At 49.6% G+C, this 20,955-nt stretch carries 8 protein-coding genes; all 8 read left to right on the forward strand.

Annotated features, from left to right (window positions below; translation table 11 throughout):
* Window positions 1-309: 309 nt before the first annotated feature.
* Window positions 310-7,035, forward strand: a complete 6,726-nt coding sequence (locus H8L32_RS21940; protein ID WP_186949401.1) for a carboxypeptidase-like regulatory domain-containing protein — start codon at window positions 310-312, stop codon at window positions 7,033-7,035.
* Window positions 7,036-7,050: 15 nt separating this feature from the next.
* A complete protein-coding gene (locus H8L32_RS21945; RefSeq protein WP_186949402.1) occupies window positions 7,051-7,995 on the forward strand; it encodes a choice-of-anchor A family protein in 945 nt (314 codons plus the stop codon).
* Between the two features lie 46 nt (window positions 7,996-8,041).
* The gene (locus tag H8L32_RS21950) at window positions 8,042-11,338 is read left to right on the forward strand and encodes a transglutaminase-like domain-containing protein (RefSeq protein WP_186949403.1); all 3,297 of its coding nucleotides are present in this window, start codon (window positions 8,042-8,044) and stop codon (window positions 11,336-11,338) included.
* A 508-nt stretch (window positions 11,339-11,846) separates the two neighbouring features.
* Window positions 11,847-12,494: a hypothetical protein gene (locus tag H8L32_RS21955; protein WP_186949404.1), complete on the forward strand. Its 648-nt coding sequence runs from the start codon at window positions 11,847-11,849 to the stop codon at window positions 12,492-12,494.
* A 105-nt stretch (window positions 12,495-12,599) separates the two neighbouring features.
* Window positions 12,600-18,692, forward strand: a complete 6,093-nt coding sequence (locus H8L32_RS21960) for an RHS repeat protein (RefSeq protein WP_186949405.1) — start codon at window positions 12,600-12,602, stop codon at window positions 18,690-18,692.
* Between the two features lie 5 nt (window positions 18,693-18,697).
* Window positions 18,698-19,582: a hypothetical protein gene (locus tag H8L32_RS21965; RefSeq protein WP_186949406.1), complete on the forward strand. Its 885-nt coding sequence runs from the start codon at window positions 18,698-18,700 to the stop codon at window positions 19,580-19,582.
* A 305-nt stretch (window positions 19,583-19,887) separates the two neighbouring features.
* The gene (locus tag H8L32_RS21970) at window positions 19,888-20,454 is read left to right on the forward strand and encodes a hypothetical protein (protein ID WP_186949407.1); all 567 of its coding nucleotides are present in this window, start codon (window positions 19,888-19,890) and stop codon (window positions 20,452-20,454) included.
* A gap of 305 nt (window positions 20,455-20,759) precedes the next feature.
* Window positions 20,760-20,955 (forward strand): hypothetical protein (locus tag H8L32_RS21975; protein WP_186949408.1); only part of this gene is annotated, 196 nt, incomplete at its 3' end.

A 20,955-nucleotide genomic window follows, 5' to 3' on the forward strand; every position in this document is an offset into this window, starting at 1 on the left:
GCTGCGTTGCAGCGCCTCTCCTAGGAGCCGCGTACTATTCGTACTGTCTTCGTCGCTACGGTGTAGTCGGGGTTTCAGACAGCATGCTGTCTGCCGACGTAACGAACCTCCCCTGCAAGGGAGGTTTCCTAAAAGTGATAGCCTTGCTGGGACAATTTTGCGTAAGTCCTAATAAGTAATTTTATTGCAATATTTTTTTACAATTGGTAACATAAAGACCTTTTTGATAATTGAACGTGTTGCTACATGTTGCGTTCAATCGGTTGATGTGCATGCATTGACTAAATCCGTTTATTTCAGGAGTGGTTTGTGCATCAATTCTTACGTGCATTGTCACGCAGTCTGCTTGTTGTCGCCTTAATTTTTATCACGCTTATTGGTCATGATGTGCAAAGCCAAACGGCGCCATCTGTTGCTAATGGCGTCAGGTGGTTAAATGCTCAGGTGCAGCCCAATGGCAGTCTTTCTGGTGAGACGCTCTCCATTGCGACACCAATGCAGGTACGTGGTGAAGTAGCACAGACACTGCAATTGTTGTCTACCACTCCAGTTACGTTAAGTGCACTGATTGCCTCTGAGCAAGACGCCAATACTGAATATCTCGCTCGTAAAATCATCAGTCAGGCACTGATCCAGGCCGACTCTTCTACACTTGTGGCGCAGCTTATTACGCGCGTCAATCCCGATGGTGGATTTGGCGGAGCACGTGGTTATGCCAGTACGCCATTGGATACAGCATTGTCACTGCTTGCACTCAAACTTGCTGGACGTACCGAAACGGTGGCCGCAGCGATTACCTATTTGCAATCATCTCAAAAAGCGGACGGATCCTTTCAGATCAATGGCCGTATCGATCTCTATTCCAGTATCTACGCATTGGCTGCTTTTCGTGCTCATGCGAGTGCATTTAGCTTAAATGCTGCCATTCAGTCCACAGCCACATTCTTGCTGGCGCAACAGTCTGCTCCAGGCTCCTGGAATAGCTCAATTTTCCTGAGTTCATTGGCCTACGAAGCATTGCACGATTTCATACCGGCGGTGCCTACGGCTGCGGCTGTCCAAACGTATCTGCTGGGTGCACAAAGATCCGATGGTAGTTGGGGTGGTGACCCCTATACGACTGCACTAGCTTTGCGGGCATTGGTGTTGACAGGCAATGTCCCTCTTGATCCGGGTTTGTCCGTGTTGCGCGGCAAAGTGATTGATTCGCAAACGGGTTTACCTCTTGCTGGCGTCAACGTTGCAATTAGTGGTGCGGCAACCGTCAACATGACTACGGCAGAAGACGGCATATTTTTATTCAACAACCAACCGCCAGGTAACTATAAACTCACTGCTAGTATCATCAATTACGGCATGCTGAGCACCGACACATCCGTTAAAGCCGGGCAGATTCAGGATTTTGGTAATCTGCTTATGAGTAAAAAATCATCGGCCATCACCGGCACGATCCGTGGTGTTGTTACTGACGCAGCCACTGGCCAACCCTTGTCAGGCGTTAGTGTCATTGCTGGTGCGTTACTGGTTAAAACAGACAGCTTAGGGGTCTACCAGCTGACCAACGTGCCGGCTGGGGCGGTCAGTATTGCTGCAAGCAAAAGCGGCTATCAGTCGCGCACTGGCAGCAACACCATTAATGCGGGTGACGTTTGGATATTTTCACCTGCAATGTCAACAGTAGGGGGCGGTGCATCACCGGTTTCAGCAGACGTATCTGGTGTGGTCGTTGATGCAGGTACTAATTTGCCACTCTCAGGCGTCAGTATTGCTGCAGTGGATGGTACTGATTCTCATGCAGCCATAGCGACCGATGCCAGTGGCAAATTCATCTTCAACGGTGCCAATGCTTTGCGTAAAGATGTCAATGGTAACGCCTCGCTGACATTCAACATTGCAGGTTATACCGCGTATCAAACTGTTGTCTGGATCGATGGGTTCGAGAAAGTCGACATGGGGCAGATACGTCTGCGTAAAACCAGTGTCAGCAATGTGTTGCCTGATTTGTCTGTCGCTAAAATTGACAGATCTGCGGCCATCACAGATGCACAATCTTTGAAGCTGACCGGACAGGTATTGGTAACACTGCAAAATCTGGGTGGCGCGGATATTCCTCAAGGTACTAAAATTCTTGCCTTCCACGACAGTAACAAAAATCGTAAATTTGACAGCGGATCCGATCAAGTGTTGGGAACCATCAGCTTGTCCAGCACATTGTCTGCCGGACAGGCGGTTGTTGTTCCTATTCCAGTCCAGGGTACGCTACCTTTCCGGGATGCGCCCATTACGGTATTTGGTGACAGCGACCAGTCTGTGCTAGAACTGACCAAAACCAATAATATTAAATCGAGCGCTGATTTTGTGGAAATCAGACCCGACCCAACTCTGTTTAAACCTAAGTTGAAATGGGAGTGGAAGGGCGGCGATGTCATCGCCACGCCTGTGGTTGGGCCATTGACGGATACTAACGGCGACGGCAAATTTGACGAAAAAGATATACCTACGGTTATTGCTATAGTTGCCTTGGGTATCGATCACGCGCCTGGTGTGCTAACAGCTTTAAGCGGTAAAGATGGACATGGTTTATGGCAAGTGAATGTCCCGGATTTATACACATGGTCTGAGACCCATCCAGCTATTGGTGTTTTGGGAGACGATGGAAAACCAAATGTGGTAATGGAGCTTTGGAATGGCGGTATCGCCATTTTCAATCACGATGGCAGTCTTAAATGCAGAAGCAGTGAAACACGACCAGGCAATCAAAATAGTACGTATTACAATTATGGAGGAGTCACCATTGCTGATTTGTATGGTGACGGTAAGCCAGTAGTTTTGCTGGGATCGTATATATTCAATGGCGACTGTACTACACGTGCGATTTGGGACAAAGCTTTTGTGTCGGGACTGGTAACTACTGTCGCAGATATTGATGGTGATGGTGTACCCGAAGTCTTGTTCCATGACGTGCATAAAAACAATGGGACATTACTTTGGAGCCCTCAATATGGCCGCTTCCCAGCGGTCGCGCGCCTGGATCCGAATGACCCGCTGCCACAAGTGGTTTATGCCGGTGCAATAGTCGATCATACTGACACAATTGGTGGCTCGGCAAGAGCATTTCTTAGTGCCTATCGTCATGATGGTACACCCTTGTTCGAACACGTTTTCATTGCTTCAGATACCGATAATGTAGGGTATCCAACAATTGCCGATCTTGACGGCGATGGCATTCCAGAAATCGGCATTGCCTCTTCTGGCTATTATTCTGTCTACAATGCCGACGGCAGCCTGAAGTGGCGGGTAAGAACGAATGACGGTTCTGGTTTGACAGGTTCGACCTCCTTTGATTTTGATGGAAGTGGCAATGCCAAGATCGTATATTTCGACGAAAAAACGCTACGCGTTTTTGACGGTAAAACAGGCACTACACTTTTTTCAGCACCAAATGATAGTGCGACTGCGTCGGAATACCCCATTGTGGTTGACGTCGATGGTGACGGGCATGCTGATATCGTGATTCCGTCAAACAGTGGTGGAACCAGAGGTATTCGCGTGTTCCAGGACGAGAACAATGCCTGGGTCAGAACACGCAAGATCTGGAATGAATACGACTATCACATCAACAACGTTAATGATGATGGTTCGATACCGCGCAAAGAAGTTAATAGCTGGGCTACTCATAATACGTGGCGCTTGAACGCGCTGATCGGTGAATCCAGTACCGCCGTTGCCGACGTGACAGCTTCTTACGTCCGCGTGAATGATCGGGGCGGCAAGGCAGCATCTGTATTAACTGTTCGTATAGGTAATGCCGGCGGTTTGGTGGTTCCTGCGGGCACTAAAGTCGCGTTTTACAGCGGTCAGGCTGGGGCTGGCGGTAGTTTGCTGGGGACTGCTGTAACCGGTATGGACCTCAACAGCAATGATTATCAAGACATCAGCCTGAATTATGCTGGTGCTCTTTCCAGCGTGAGCACTCTTGTCATCGTTGCAGATGATGACGGCACAGGTGTGCATGCCTTGAGCGATTTTGATGTCAAGAACAATACCGTCTCACTGTCCATGGCAGATTTGCCGGGTGCCTTTGCGATTGCTGTGGCCACTGATTTGACCAGCTACGGGGCCAACAGTAACGTCCAGATCAGCAGTACCATCACGAATCAGGGTAGCTTTGATAATAATGCACAAGTACAATTCACTGTGCAGACGCTCGATGGAGTTCCGGTTACCAGCCTTGGTAAACAAACCATCAAAGTACTTACCAGTGCGCCGGGTAAAGTCTATGCCATCTGGAATACTGCCGCCACTCTTGCAGGCAAATATCAGATAGTGGCCCAAATTATTGATGCCAACGGTTTGCCTTATGTACAGGCAAGCAGCCCTTTAACCATCGTCAGTGGTACTGTGGCCCTGACTGCCAAAGTCAGCACCGACAAGACTAGCTACACGGTGACCGATACGGTGCAGTTGCGTGACACCATCAGCAACATTACCCAAAATCTGCCGGTGGACAACCTGCAAATCGTCACAACGGTCAGCAACCCCGATGGCACAGTCCGTTTCAGCAAGACCGAAACCCTGGTTCAACTGGCGGCTGCTAATGCTAAAGACTACACCTACAGCCTGCCACTCAGCGGTGCGGTAGCTGGCACCTATGCCGTCAAAGTCGTCGCCTCCAGCGGCAGCGCCGTCCTGGTCCAGGCCAGTGGCAGCTTTGTTGTAACATCGTCCGCCACCAATGGCAGCGGTCTGACCGGCACACTTGCCGTCACCCCTGCACAAGTGCAGGCTGGCGGCGTACTGACCCTCAACTTCAGCGTCAATAACCAGGGCAACAGCGCACTCACCAACCAGGCACTGAGCGTCAACATCATTGATCCCGCCTCACAAAAAATCATCGCCCAGTTCCCGTACACCACCAACCTGGCAATCGGCTCCCTGTATAACGGCAACACCACCTGGACCGCTACTGGCAGCAATGGTGCCACCTATGTCGCCACCCTCAGCGCTACCTTTGGTGCCAACATCATCAACCTTGCCCAGGCTAACATCACTATTACCGCGCCAGTGATAAACGTCACTACTGCGATAGATACCGACAAAGCCGCCTATGCGCCGACCGATACAGTACAACTCCATGACCGTATCACCAATGTTGCTACCAGCCAGGCCGCCAGCAACCTGCAACTCGTCGTCACCGTTAAAAATCCTGACGGCACGACCCGTTTCACCAAAACTGAAACCCTGGTCAGCCTCGCTGCCAGTGCCATCAAGGACTACAGCTACAGCCTCAACCTTAGTGCGGCACCGGCAGGGCAGTACAGTGCTACCGTCGTAGTCAGCAGTGGCAGTACCGTCGTCTCTCAGGCCAGCGCCGCTTTCACGGTTGCCTCTACGGCCGCAACTGGCAGTGGCCTCAAAGGCAGCATCAGCGCCTCTACTGCCCAGGTACCGGTCGGCAATATCGTCAGCTTCTCGTTCAACGTCAACAACCTCGGCAATGCCGATTTGACCGACTTGCCAATGACCGTCAGCATTACCGAAGCTGGCACCCAAAAAGTTATTGCCAGCTTCCCTTACAAAGCCAGCCTGGCTATGGCCGCGTTGTTTAGTGCCACCACCGACTGGACCAGTGCTGGCACTGCAGGCACCCAGTACAATGCGGTCCTCAGCGCCAAAGTCGGCACTACCACACTCACGCTTGGCCAGGCTCCCTTCAGCCTGATTGCCCCCGTCGTCAGCCTGACGGTCAAACAAGTGTCCGCGCCGTGGCAAAACGTCCTCGTCTACAGCACTTGTAAACGCGCTGCTGACGAACTGCTGGGCAAATGTGCTGCCACCAGCTTCCCGACAGAAAACGCCACCACCCTGGCCCAGTGCGATACTACTCGCGCCACCCGTCTTGACAATGCCCTCACCAACCTGGGCATCAGCCACACAGTCAGCACCAATGTCGCCAGCTTCCTGAGCAATTTGCGCAGTGGCCAGTACAACACCTACTGGATCAGCAATGGGGCAGGGGCCTTGCAAGAACCGGCAGCCACCGAATTGCTGGCTGCCATCAAACGCGGCCAGGGCTTCATGCTTGACAGCCTCGTCACCGCTACCAGCAGCCAGTTGACCCAATGTTCCGGTGTCAGCAACAACGGCGCCTATGCCACTGCTCTGCAACAACTCAGCCTCAGTGGCGGCATCTTCAACCGTGCCGACCTCAGCGGGCCTGCTACCCAGGTCAAAATGGCCACCACCACCGGTGTGGTTGAAGCCACCCTCAACACCGGCGGTAACAGTGCCAGCCCGGGTATCGTCAGTGCCAGCTTTGGCGCTGGTAAAACCCTCGCCTTTGGTTTCGACTGGAACGACACCCTGCTGGCCCAGCCCACAGACGCACGCTGGCCCGCCCTCATCAAACAAGGCCTGACCTACCTGACACCTGCCGCCGCTGACCTCACTACCTTGTTGCCCGGTGATATCAGCACCCTGACCAGCACCATCACCAATGCCGGTGCCAGCCAGACCCTGCGTATCGTCCAGACTCTGCCAGCCGGTGCCGTCGTCCAGTCCAGCACACCGGCGGCCACCCTCAGCAACAGCGGTGGCAATGTCGTCGCAACCTGGGATATCACCGCCGCATCTGCCACAGACACCAGCGTCTCCCTGCGCTGGAAAGCCCCGACCGAGGCTGGCAGCTATACCGCCAACCTGGCCGTCAGCCTTGTCAATGGCAGCACCGTGACTGCGTATAAAACGCAAGACCAGAGCATCAAAGTACAAAGCGCCAGCCAACTCAATAGCCAGTTGATCAGCGTTGTACAAGGGCTCAACCTGTCGACGGCGCTGCAACTGGCACAACGTACTGCCGTCCTGGCGTCACTCGCTGATGTCACGACTGCATTGAACAGCAACAGCATGGACAAAGCCTTGCGCACCCTGCTGACTGTGCAGGCCAGAGTTAAAAACATAGAAACTGGTGTTGGCCCCGTTTCCAAATCGCTGGCAAGCCTGATTGCCGTGGTTGGACGACAAAACACCCATTGACCGGAATACTGCATCATGACTTACACCATGCTTCACACCGCCAACAACGGCTCCATCAAGCTGCAACAGCGCTGGCACCAATTGCGCCAGCTAAGTCAATTACGTCAATTATTGACAGGCATCACCGTCAGCCTTGGAATCAGCCTGAGCCTTGGTCTGGCCCAGACTGCCAGCGCCCAACAGGTCGATCTTGGCGTAGCAGGGCAGTTTGCCGGCTTCTTTTTTGGCGATGCCACTGCCTCCGCCATGGACGTCGAAGGGCGTCTGGCCGTTGGCGGCAACCTGTCGATTGCTGCTGCCAGCGTGGGCGGCAGAGTCAACCCCAATGACACCCGTGCCGCCCTCATCGTGGCGGGCAATGTCGCCTCCTTCAATGGCGGCGGCATGGGTTCCAGCACCAACAACAGCTATGGCATCTATTCCGGCACCCTGGGGCCTGCTTCCAAAGTGCCTGCCTACCTCGATCTGCGCAAGGCTGCCGTGGGGCCGATCGACTTTGAAGCAGAACGTACCTACCTGAGCGTGTTGTCACAACAATTGCGGACAGCACCAGCCACCGGCACCGTCAGCCGCCTGTATTCTGATGTGACACTGACAGGCAGCAATCAAGACGTCGAGATTTTTAACCTGACGGCAGATCAGGTTAAAAGTGGGTATAGCTTTATATTGGTCAATGTCAAGCCGACGTCTTACCTGATCCTCAATCTCGCTTCCGATGCACAACGCACCATCAAGTTTGGCATCACCATGACCGCGATGTCGGGCCGGCATGACAAGGTCCTGGTCAACATGTATGACGCCGAACTGGTCAACTTTATCACAGTGGGTGTGTTTGGCAGCATCCTGGCACCGTATGGTTGCGTCAAGAATTCCAGTGGTCATCTGGAAGGTACGCTGATTGCCGCCAGTTGGAATGCCACGATGGAAATTGGCAATACCCTGTTTGTGCCTAGCAATTGAACTTAGCAGGCTGATTGTCTGCGTCGCAGCAAAAAAATAAAAATAGATGGCCATGCGCCATGTGAACTTAATTACCAAGAGTAAAAGCCCAATGTTCCGTCATCAAATTTTTCAGCGCAGTGTATCCAGTGTCGTATTGGTTGCTTTTACTAGCCTGACCTTTTATCCCATGGCTGTATCAGCACAAGCGCGCGCAGCCGCAGATATGGCAAACAACATTAGGCAGGCAAAGAGTGACGTAACATTAGGCGCAATATCGAGCAAATTCCCTGTGCTTGCGACCACTGTCAATACCACAGCGGTCACAAAAACCAGCAGCGCAGAAGATAGGCTAAGCCAGTTGCTCAAGCAAATCCAGGATGAAGTCAAAGCAGTTGCGCCAACAACCAGCATAGCTTCCAACACCACAACCAGCACCCCAGCCAAAACTAGCTTACTCGCCCTGACCGCTACGACCAGCAACAAAACCGACTTGATCAATCAGCACGTCAGCACCATCCGTAGTGCAAATAGCCAGATCAAAGCACTCTACAGTGATATTGACCAAAGCTTTAAAGATACAGAGCAGCACCTTAAAGATGCCAAGCTCTCGTCTGAAATATTGGCGCGTCATAGCAAGGCAGTTGCACTATATCAAAGCCGCCAGGCAGAGTTTGACAAAATTATGGAAAGAGTCGCCGACGCTGATGACAAACGCCAGACCAGTGATCGTCAGACCGCATTGACAGACCTGAGCAGTTTCATGGACAAGTATCCCAATGCCAAGCCGCATCAATATACTGACCCTAATAAACTACCCTTTGGCAGTTCCAGCAACAAAGTCAGAAAACCCAACGAAACCAAGGCCCAATATCAAGCCAGTCTGTTTCCGCCGAAATACGATAAAGTTATGCTAGCTGGGCAAATACCAGATGGTTTGAAACTGGCGCAAGCGACACTTCCCGATATACCAGTAGCACAAGACACGGCAGCGACAGAAGACATCCAGTTGACACCCGCCATCAAGGCACAAGCGGCGGCGCTGAACAACAATCCCGTACAGATTTACAACTGGGTCAGAAACAACATCAGCTTCATTCCCAGTTACGGCAGCATACAAGGCAGTGAACTGACCTTGCAAAACAAACGTGGCAATGCCTTTGATACAGCCAGCCTGCTCATCGCTCTGTATAGATCAGCAGGCATTCCAGCAAGATACGTTTACGGCACAATTGACGTACCTGCCGATAAAGTCATGAACTGGGTTGGTGGTGTCACAAGGGCCGAGGCAGCACAAAGCCTGTTAGGGCAAGGCGGCATCCCCAACATCGGCCTTTCCAGCGGCGGTAAGATTAGCACCATCCGTATGGAACACGTGTGGGTAGAAGCCTTTGTTGATTACGCACCAAGCAGAGGCGCCATCAACAAAAAACCGAACACCTGGGTGCCGATGGATGCCAGTTTTAAGCAGTATACGTTTACGCAAGGGATGGACCTCAAAAACAAGGTTCAACTTAACAGCCAGGACCTTTTGGCACAGGTACAGCAAGGGGCGACTGTCAATGAGGCAGGTGGTTACGTACAAAACCTGAATCAGGCTAATTTGCAGATGCAAATTAGCAATTACCAAACGCAAGTGCAAAATTATGTGACCAACCAAAAAATGAACGCTGCATTAGGAGATATTTTTGGTGAGAAAAAAATTATTACGGAAAATTACGCAATCCTTTTAGGGAGTCTGCCATACCAAACTATCGCGATAGGAAATACTTTTCAAAGATTACCCGATAATTTGCATGTAAGGATTTCATTCAATCTTTATACATCCGCAGTGGATAAAGCTAATCGGCAACCCGCATTGACAAAAACTTTGAATCTAAGTGATATCGCTGGTAAAAGAATAGCAGTAGCATATACTCCTGCGACAGAAGCAGATCGACAAATTATTAGTCAATATGTGAATGATCAATCGTCCGCACTACCAAGTTACTTAATTCAGCAAAAAGCCCAATTGCGTTTGGACGAGACTGTACTGGCCGAATACCCAGCCCAGGAAATGGGTATGCCGCAGTATTGGTCATATACTCTTTTTACTCCTGATGGTAATCAAATTGAAGAAGATTTCAAGGCTGAATCAGCTGTGGGAGACGAAATCGTATTTGGAGTAAATGGTAATGGCATTTCGCCTGCTCAAGTAGAGTCACGTTACACAAATGTTGATCCAAATACTTCACTCGAAAATCTTAATCAGATTGCGCTTGGTTATTGGGCGCGAGCAGATATCTCTGACGAATGGATGGCTAAACAAAGCCAATACGTAACTTATCGACAGCCATCAATTGGCATGTTTGCTCAGCCACTTGCTGTGCGTTATTATTTTGGAATTCCGCGATTTGCCTCATATAAAAGCTATCTTATTGATATTCGGCGTTTAATCCAGTCTGCTGAAGGCGGAGACGGAAACATAAAGCTTCCAGATTACATATTTCGCAGTGGAATGAAAAATTCATATCTGGAGGGGGCTGTCTTAGAAGAGGTATTGGATCTTGGTAAAGGTCAAGGAATGTCCGCAGTCGAAGTACTTAAAGAGGCAAATGAAATTGGCATACCTATTTGGATGTTAAATAATAGCAATCTTGCCTCATTTCTGAACGTAACAAACTTATCTCTTGCAACACAACAAGCTATCATTGATTCCGTTGCGTCTGGATTGATTGTATACGCACCAGAGCGCGAGGTAAATTTGAGTTACTGGTCTGGAAGCGCATATATAGCTATCGATAAAACTACAGGTGCTGGTGCATATATCCTTGAAAGCGGCACGAATGGAGGAGCTTATGAAGCATGTGAGGAGGAAAAACAGCCAATAACAGTGTCTATCTCACAGAGTGTGCTGACCTTTGCTGCTATTGCATTAGCTGCAGTGTTGATTGTCGTCATGCTTCCAGAAGAACTGGTTGGTGGAGTAATAGTCATCGCAATGCGCTTGCTTGGTTTAACAGCATTAACATTCTCTGTGAATTCTGCGGCTGCTGGAAAATGTAAAAACAATGATAAATGTCATAGAGGAAGATTTCAGGCGCAGGGTGGTGGATTGGAGGCATCCCAGCCTTGGGCGCAAGTGGCTCCTTTGACTCTTGGTCAAGCAACAGCATTGCTTACGACTCTTCAAGCAAGTCTTTCTCCAAAGGACCAAGCATTACGAGCAGGACCTTTTGCACAAGCGTTTAGATTTATTGAAGGTGCTGCAGTGTCTGGTGGTGTATGTGCTACGGTCATGAAGTCATTTTATCCAGACCCCCCGCTTCCGAATGGGATAAGGGTTGACATTGAAGTGCGTGCCGGGCAAGCCTTCGTACCTTAGTTAACGTCAACTTTATTGGCTTGCAACCAAAAAGTTATTGATGAAGATGGATGATAATAAGGCGTGTCGTAAATTGAGTCTGAGATTTTCTCATCGTGCAATAAAAGAATCTAATTTTAATAGGTATTAACGATGCGCACATATACAAGCTGGGGTCCCAAAAATGCTCAATGTCCGAATACCCTAGTAGAGGGAGAAAATCCTCCTCAATTTAACGATGGAACACGACAGCCAGATTGTGAGCAATTGTTTTGGCACATAGAGGCAGCTACTTGGGAAGAAGCAATGGCAATTTATCACCTACGTCAAGGTTGGGAGCCGTATAGGCCAGAGGGGAAGGCGTTGCCATGTCCCGAATGCGGATCATTGTTTTATCCAGAATCGAGTGGGCAATGTTGGAAGTGCGTTAAACAAATTTGTTAACGAATTTCCTCACTTATTACGCTGAATTTGTTTGCGTCAACTTCACTGAACGTGGGATTGAGTTCTACAAACAAAATATTGATTAATGGAAAAATTCCACGTTGAACGTCTGATTTGCGAAACTCAATATATAAAAAATAAATGGGGCAACATGATTTTTAATAAACCGCTTCGTATAAATAGCTATTTTGAGGAAGCTGTTTATAGCGTTTTCCCAATGGAACCCATTCCGACCATTCCTGAAAATAAAAAAACAGATTTTAGCCGTGAAGCAAGAAGCTTGTTGAACGGCAGGCTGTGGAGCGAGGTTATTGGGCGGCGACTAAATTTTGGTAGCATGGACGTCCACTTCACGACCTGGATGAGTTCTTTGCCCTTGGATGTCGTCAAATATTACCTACCGAGTCACTTAATTCTCGCTTCGATAATGCTGTCCTACGGCGCTGTCTCCAACTATCCGTTTGATTTAATGGAGGCATTAATTTTGCCTCCATCCAAAGATTTGAATTTGCTCGCTGATATCGAATTTGAGCTATCGCTTGAATCTTTGTTGACACAAGATTCGGAAAACCCACTTGAGTTTTATAAGATTATGAATCCTGATCAACGTTCCTGTATTGCTTATTTTCTTTCCATTTATGGAGAATACAAGAAATCAGAATTCACACCTCGTGGGCTTGAGTTCTACACAAAAAATATCGAGTACTGGAAAAATTCAAGCTTGATTATTTAAATCCAGAAAGAGACGGTTATAGCGCAACTCATTTCCCCAAATAGAGAAAAAGGGTCGCTCGATTCTGGGTCATGAGTCAGCCGCGATGACCTCACCGGCGACCTGTTGCACCAGACCGTCCTGGCCTACTTCGCCACCACCGATGCCAACAGCGCCATCTTCCAGCGCGCCGCCGGTGTCATCGAACAACGCCTGCCGTCGCATGGACGTGCCGTGGCCCAGGTCAGCCCCGACTTCCTGCTCGGCATGGTCAACAACGTCAGCTTCCCTGGCGTCATTCTCGACATTGACCGCCTTAAAAGCGCCGTCGCCAGCCAAAGCACCGGTCTGAGCGCCCCCGTCTACAGCCGTCAGAGCAACCAGCGCAATGCCGCCTATGCCCATCTCGTGCTGGACAAACACTATGGCAGTGCGGCCAATGCAGCCACCAATACTGCTGCCGTCACCGCCGCCTCAGCCGTACGCATCCTTGCCAAAGCCGCCAGCCAGCCGCAGACTCAGCCCGTGTATGCCGTGACCAGCAGCAACCTCAGTGCCGCCTTACTCAACATCAGCCTCACCGCCGACCAATCCAATGATCTGCAAAATGCCGTGGCCACCGGTTATCGCGTCCTGCTCCCACAAAACCCTGCCACCCTCAGTGGCTGGAGCGGACAAGCCATGCAGATTGAAGACCCCCAGACCGGTGCCGGTGCCTATCGCCTGTCCGGCAACCTCAGCGGCACTGCCACCGCCGCCATCTTCGCTCCCCAAGGCATGGCCTGGCTTGCCCTGGCCCAACCGGTCCAGGCACTAGCCAGCATCAGTCCTGCCATCACGGCCAGCCAAAGCATCGATACCATCCTTGCCAGCATGCTCCCCAGTGGCGGTACTGGCGGCAATGACAACAGCGACCAGATCCGCTGGGCCTACTTCAGTGGCCAGGCCGACGTCGCCAATGGCCTCTTCCTGGCCCGCCTGGCCGCAGCACAAAACATCAGCAACACCACCAGCAACAGCAACACCGCCTGCGACAGCTTAAGCAGCATCATCGCCGCCAACCTCGGCACCGCCACCGGCTATGACGACAGCGGCACCGGCAACACCGATGTCACCAGCGTCCCCGTCATCACCAGCGCCCCTGTCACAGCGGGCGTGGCGGCACAAGCCTATAGCTACCCCGTCGCTGCCCAAGACCCCAAAGGTGCTGCACTCATCTTCAGCCTGACTGACGCCCCCAGTGGCATGAGCATCAGCAAGACCGGCGTCATCAGCTGGACCAAACCCGTCATCGGCAACTTCAACGTCACCGTCCGTGCTGACAATGGCCGCGCCTATGCCGAACAACGCTACCAGCTCAGTGTCAGCGACCATGCCTTAGCCCTGTCCATCAGCCTCGCGGTTGCCCCCGCCCTGGTCAATCTCGGTGACAAAGTCACCATCACCGTCCTCACCAACGGCGGCACCGGCGCCATCAGCACCAGCCTGGCAGTCGATGGACAAGCCGTGCCCCTCAATACCGACGGCACCGCCGTCCTCACCGCCAGCACAGCAGGTGCCCACCAGATTACCGTCACCGCTAAAGACGACCTTGGCACCCTGACTAAAACCAGCCTCTACAGCGTCAAAGACCCCAGCGACACCAGCACCCCCGTCGCCCAGATCACCGCCCCTGTTGATGATGCCGACGTCACCGCCCCTGGCATCATCACCGGTACCGCCAGCGCTAAAAGCCTCGCCTACTACCAGCTACTGCTGCGCGCCACTGACAGCAGTGACTGGCAAGAAATTGGCCGTGGCTACCAGTCCGTCACCAATGACAAGCTCGGCAAGCTTGACCCTACCCAATTACAGAACGGCATCTACGACCTCAACCTCATCGTCGTCAACACCAATGGCGTCCAGACCAACCACCTCATCACCGTTGATGTCAACCGCAACCTCAAGATAGGCCAGTTCAGCATCAGCTTTGAAGACATCAACATCCAGGCGTCTGGCATCCCGATTCGCGTCACCCGCACCTACGACACCCGTCGCAAGAGCCAGAATCTTGACTTTGGGTATGGCTGGAGTGTCGATTACCAGAACGTCCAGATTCGCAAGAACATGATCCTGGGCCTGCAATGGAACGTCATCACCTCCGGCACCAGCGTCTGTCTGCGCCCAGCGGGCAAGCGCAAGCTTGACATCACCCTGCCAACGGGGGAAGTGGCGCGTTTTACAGCCGCCAACAAAGTTGAATGCCAGACCGCCAGCATTCCGCTGATCGAAGTCCAGTTCAGCGCCTTGCCCGGCACCACCAGCACCCTCGAACTGGTGGATGTCCCCACCAGCCTGCACGCCGATGGTGGCATGTTGATCGACAAGGCCGATGCCAGCACCGGCACACCAGGCCCATGGAACCCGAAGAACTACAAACTCACCACCGAAGACAACTACCAGTACTTCCTGACCGATGGCATAGGCATCACCCGCATCAAAGACCCGAACGGCAACACCCTGACCTATAACGACACCGGTGTGGCGCATTCCAACGGCACCGCCATCGCCTTTACGCGCGACGCCAATCATCACATCACTGGTCTGACCGACCCGTCCGGCAAACAGATCCGCTACACCTACAGTGCCAGTGGTGACTTGATGAGCATGACGGACCGTAACGGTGCAGTCAGCAGCATGACCTACGACCGCAACCATGGTCTGGCCAGCTTTACCGACCCCGATGGTCATCTGGCAGCACGCTATGAATACGATGCCGACGGACGCCTGATCGCGGCGTATGACGCCAATGGCAAAGCCATCCAGATGAACCATGACATCGACAACAACCGCGAGACGGTGACAGACAGGAGAGGGTACAAGACCACCTATACCTATGATGCGTATGGCAATGTGACACAGATCATCAATCCCTTAAATCAGATCACGACCTACACCTATGATGCCAATGGTAACCAGGCCAGTGTGACGAATGCGGCGGGGCAGACGACGCTCAGTAGTTATGATCCTAAGAGTTATAAGCAGACTAGTGAGACGGATCCTTTAGGGCATGTCAATCGCTGGAGGTATGACAGCCAGACCAGAACGCAACTATTGGCGAGTACGGATGCCAACGGGAATAGTACGAGTTATTTGTATGGTAGTGATGCTACGTTGATCACTCAGCCTCTCGGTAGTGGAATCAATCTGCGTAATGACAGTGCAGGCAATGTGACTATCGTTAATGTAGCAGGACAGATTACCCAATATCAATATGATGCGAAGGGTAACAAGGTCAGTGAAACCGATGCTGCTGGCAAAGTCATTACCTATGCTTATGATGCCAACGGCAAAGAGATTAGCCGAAGCTGGATAGCGACAGTCAATGTCAACGGAACTCCGGCACAGAAAACAGTTAGCGTTACGCGTGTACTTGACAATGAAGGAAGAGTGTTAAGTTTAACGGACGCCTTAGGTATCACTACAAAAACGGAATACACCGCTGGTGGACAGGTTAGTGCGAATGTTGATCCGCAAGGGCGTCGCACTAGCTATCAATATGACAGTACCGGCAAACTGGTGAGTACAACTTATCCGGATGGCAGTAGTACCAGCAGCGCTTATGATGCGGGAGGAAATAAGGCCAGTGACACCGACAGGCAGGGGCGCACAACACGTTATGAGTACGATGCTCTAAATCGTCTAGTCAGGACTATTGCAGCAGATGGTAGTACGAATAGTAGTACTTACGATACTGCTGGTCAGGTCGCAAGTACTACTGACGCTAAAGGTAATACGATCACCAATACCTACGATGATGCAGGTCGTTTAATAACACTGGCGGATGCCATTGGAAAGCAAACCAAATACGAATACGACAATGCAGGTAATCGCACCAAAATTACCGATGCGACCGGTAAGGTTACACAGTTCCAGTACGATGCACTGAACCGGTTGACCAGCACCATCTATCCAGATAATACGACCAACACAACGGTGTTGCGTGCGGATGGACGCAAGCAGTCAGAAACAGATCAGGCGGGGAACACCACGGTTTACGGTTACGACCCAGCGGGGCGTTTGAACAGCGTTGTTCAAACCAATGCAGCGACTCAACAGCAGACCAGCTATGCCTATGACGGCAATGGAAACAAAACCAACCAGATTGATGCGCAAGGGCATACCACAAGCTGGACTTATGATGTCAACAATCGTCTAGTCAGCAGAACTTTACCAGCAGGACAGGTAGAGAAATTTGCATATGACCTGAGTGGCAATCAAAGCCAGAAGACTGATTTCAGTAATCAGGCGACCAGCTATATTTACAATAATCTGGATCAAATCATACAGACGAACCGTCCAGATGGCGTTAGTGTTGCAAACACGTACAACGGGAATGGGCTGATTAGCGCGACTACGGTCAGTGGTGGCAATAGCAGTAATGGCGCGCAAAACGGTCAAACCAGCTATCAATATGATGCGCAGGATCGTATTACCAAGCATACCAATCCAGATGGAAGTTATTTGGCTTACGCCTATGACGCCAACGGCAACATTACTGAGCGTAGTACCTCTGCTGGAACGGTCAAATATGGCTATGACGCGAATAAGAAGTTGATTAGCGTCACTGATGCTAGCAATAAAACGACGACAAGTACCTATGATGCCGCAGGCAGGTTGGCGACAACGACGCTGCCAAATGGCATTACTGCAAATTATGCATATGATCCCAATGGTAGATTGCAATATGTATTGCATCAAAAAGCCAATGGAAACATTGTTGCGGGTAGTCGTTATACCTTAGCACCTAACGGTCAGCGTACCAAGATTGAGGAATTTGATAATCTCAGTACAGTAACTGCAAATGTAGCAGCAAATCCTGTGCGCACCACAAGTTATCAATATGACGGTGTGAAGCGACTGACGGAAGAGTTGTTGAAAGACAGAACAGGTGCCACCGTCAGAACAACTGACTATCAATACGATAAAGTGGGGAATCGTTCGCAAAAAACAGAAACGACGCAGGCAGGAACGGAAATAACTGCTTATTCTTATGATAGCAATGACAGGCTGGTACAGGAAACTAAAACGGTTGGTGCAACACAAAGTACTACCAGCTATACCTGGGATGATAAGGGTAATCTGATCACAAAGACGGTTGCAGGGCAAGTTACTGTTTATAGTTGGAATGCAGATAATCGTCTGATTGAAGTGAAACAGGGTACAACACAAGCTGGTGCGATAACTGTAGCTAAGTATAGCTATGATGCATTGGGCAACCGTGTTCAGAAAACGGAAGCGGATAAAGTTACGACATACTTAACGGATAATACGTTTGAATATGCACAGACTGTGCAGGAAAGTATTACACAAGGCTCGACTACCCAGGCAGTAAATTATGTGTGGGGCAATGGCCTGGTCCAGCAAAGTAGAACGGGGCAGAATAGTTATTATCATGCGGATGGCTTGGGTAGCACTAAAGCGCTGACGGATGAAATAGGTAATGCGACTGATGCTTATCAATATGATGCGTTTGGTGCTGTACTGAATCACGCGGGTACTACGCAGAATGCTTATCGGTATACGGGCGAATATTATGATGACAGCATCAGTCTCCAATACAATAGGGCGCGATGGTATGAGGCCAATGCAGGGCACTTTGTTTCGATGGATACCTATCCTGGTACTATAAGGAAGCCAGCGTCATTGCATAAGTATGCGTATGTTCAAAATGACCCAGTAAACAAGACTGATCCTAGTGGCCGAATAATTTTAGAATTATTGATGGCCCCTGTGTCAGTTGGCACACAGTTATCTTTGTTGTCACTGCAACTTGGAACATATGCCTACGCTACCAAAACAATTTTTGAGACTATGCGGCGTCTCACGTTTGGTAGCTATACTGAACTGAGGAAAATGGTAGTTGCAAACAAAGGTATTTGGGTTGGTGCGCAAGCTGCAAAAGAAGAAGTACATCATTTGATTGAGAAGAGGTTACTGTCTAGATCACCGTTTTTGCGAACAATATATTCAAGCGTAAGTGAAATGGAGTCGGTTTGCATTAGCAAAGAGTTGCACCAATACTTTACTAATCGATGGGCAGAGGCAATTGCAAAACGAGGGACGAAAGCCTATGATGCAAATGACAAATTAACTGCGGCTGACTTAATAGAAGCAGCGGAATTAGTGTACAAGGACTACCCGGAGTATCTTGAACGAATATATTTAGTATTGCTATAAATTAAATGAAAATTAACGTACGAGTTCGAATCAAAGTCGCAGCAAGGCCTTTGTTCATGCGGGATGCAATTCTCAAAGATGCCATTGACTGGAGTAAGGATTTTTTTTGGTGGGAGACTGATGCGAGTTCACCAATTTTAGATAGAGTAATTGAATTGGCGCATCAGGTTGATGGATTGACTTTCCAAGTAAGGGCGGAACTCACGAAAAAAGAACTTGAATCGGTTTCTCTATATGAAATGTACCCGACCAAGGGTGATTCGGAAATGTCGGACGCAGATCATATAGCAAATTTTAAATACATAGATTCGCTTGAGCGAATTTGTTTTAAGCCAAATGATGGCGTCAGAATATTGGATCGATTCTACCTTTCTAAGATTAAGGCCAAATCTGATGCAAACTCAATCTATCCGGCATTTGATTGTTTTATGGCGACACAAGACGTTTGTACTATTTTTGAAAAAGAAGAATTGAGCGGTTTGAAATTTGGGCCTGTTTCCAATTCAAAGACGGAGATTCCTAGTGATAAAGTTCAATTACTTGTTCCTACTCATATCATGCCGGAATGCGTACAAGATCAATCTGTGAGAGTGCATTCTGTAACACCACTGGGAACCAATTCTTACAGTGTTGCTGGCTGCATTAGTTATTCGCCAGAAGTAACAAAAATGGCTAAGGATTTTAATTGTAGTTGTGAATCATATGGTGGGGTAGATGTGGGTACTACTATTGTGAGCAAGCGATTTGTTGATGTGGTACAACGACATGAAATAAAAGGCGCACGGTTTTATCCAGTATTGGACACTGCAACGGCACTTTACGCAACATATCATGTGGCACATCAACATTTCATGCAAAAACTTCAAAACAATCCTATGAATCGCTGGTAGGTGTGTTTGTTGCTGCTTCGCTTGGTGTTTGATAGTGATGGTAATCATTGCCCTGTTCGATATTCGATTGGCAGAATATATTCCGCCTGAACTGCAATTTTTTGTAGGAAACGGCGTATTTTCGATGGATTTCAGACATCGAAACGCCTAAATTTCAATTGGCATCGCAAATTGATTTCGCCGAGTTACTTGAAATTTATGCAAAACATACGCAATAGACGCACCGACACCCGATCAGTTATCTTGTAATCAGAATTAGAATTAATACAAACAATTCGATTACTTCCTCAGGAGCGATGAATCTAATGCGTAAGATATTTGCAGATGCGTTAAAACGACAACTACGGCCAATGTTCGCAGAGCGATTTCCGGATTTTTCACCTTATAAACCAAAGCAAACGGTAGAAGAAAAAGATAAATTTCCTTTGCCTGTAGCTACGGATTTTTTTCGACGAATTCGTGGACATCTTTGGGAAATTATAGGCATTAGACGATATAGTAAAGATGAGTGGACGGTTGAGATTATTTGGTCTTCTAATGGGAAATTTCCTTCATCATGTTTAACACGTGATTACGGGAAGCAAGATCTTGAGAAAATGATTGGACAATCAGAGGCGCATACGTCAACAAGAACTATTGCTCCAGCGGGTTGTCCGACAGATTGGGCAGTTTGGGCGTGTAGCGTGCCGACTACGCACCCTGATTATATGGTGCGTTATGTTGTTGAATACTCTCAGCCTATTGTCGAAGAGGTTGCTGAGCATCGTGTGGCAGAGCAGCTCAAATCAACTGCTGATGTCCTTGATAAAGTAGTACTTCCTTTCTTTGATGAGGTTGAGCGCCGAGTTGCGGAAAAAATGAATAATTCGTAATTTTTTTGCTATTTTTTTAGTTCGATTGATCAAAATCTCAACCAAGAATACAAGCTCACCTCACGTAGCCACATTAAAATACGTCAGCCTACAACAAAGCCCCCGTGCAAATCAGCACAGACGTACAACGGATAATGTTTATTCGGTTCTTTAAATTTAAGTTTTTTTTGGGGGCGTTGTGATTGCGAGTTAATCTCGCCAGGGCCACAGCCAGTTCAATCACAACAGATCACTTTCTGAGTGATAGATTCAAGCAACACCTTTTATAACTGCAACTGCAGAAGTGAGATGCAAGGAATCTCGCCTTGCAAGGCGAGATCGTTCCGCAGGCGTGGAGCAGTGCTCCACGAATTCCCTGCTTCACCATCCCCATCCGCGTCACCCGCACCTACGACACCCGTCGCAAGAGCCAGAATCTTGACTTTGGGTATGGCTGGAGTGTGGACTATCAGAACGTCCAGATCCGCAAGAACATGATCCTGGGTCTGCAATGGAACGTCA

The organism is Undibacterium hunanense, from assembly GCF_014284335.1.
In the GTDB taxonomy this organism is placed as follows: domain Bacteria; phylum Pseudomonadota; class Gammaproteobacteria; order Burkholderiales; family Burkholderiaceae_D; genus Undibacterium; species Undibacterium hunanense.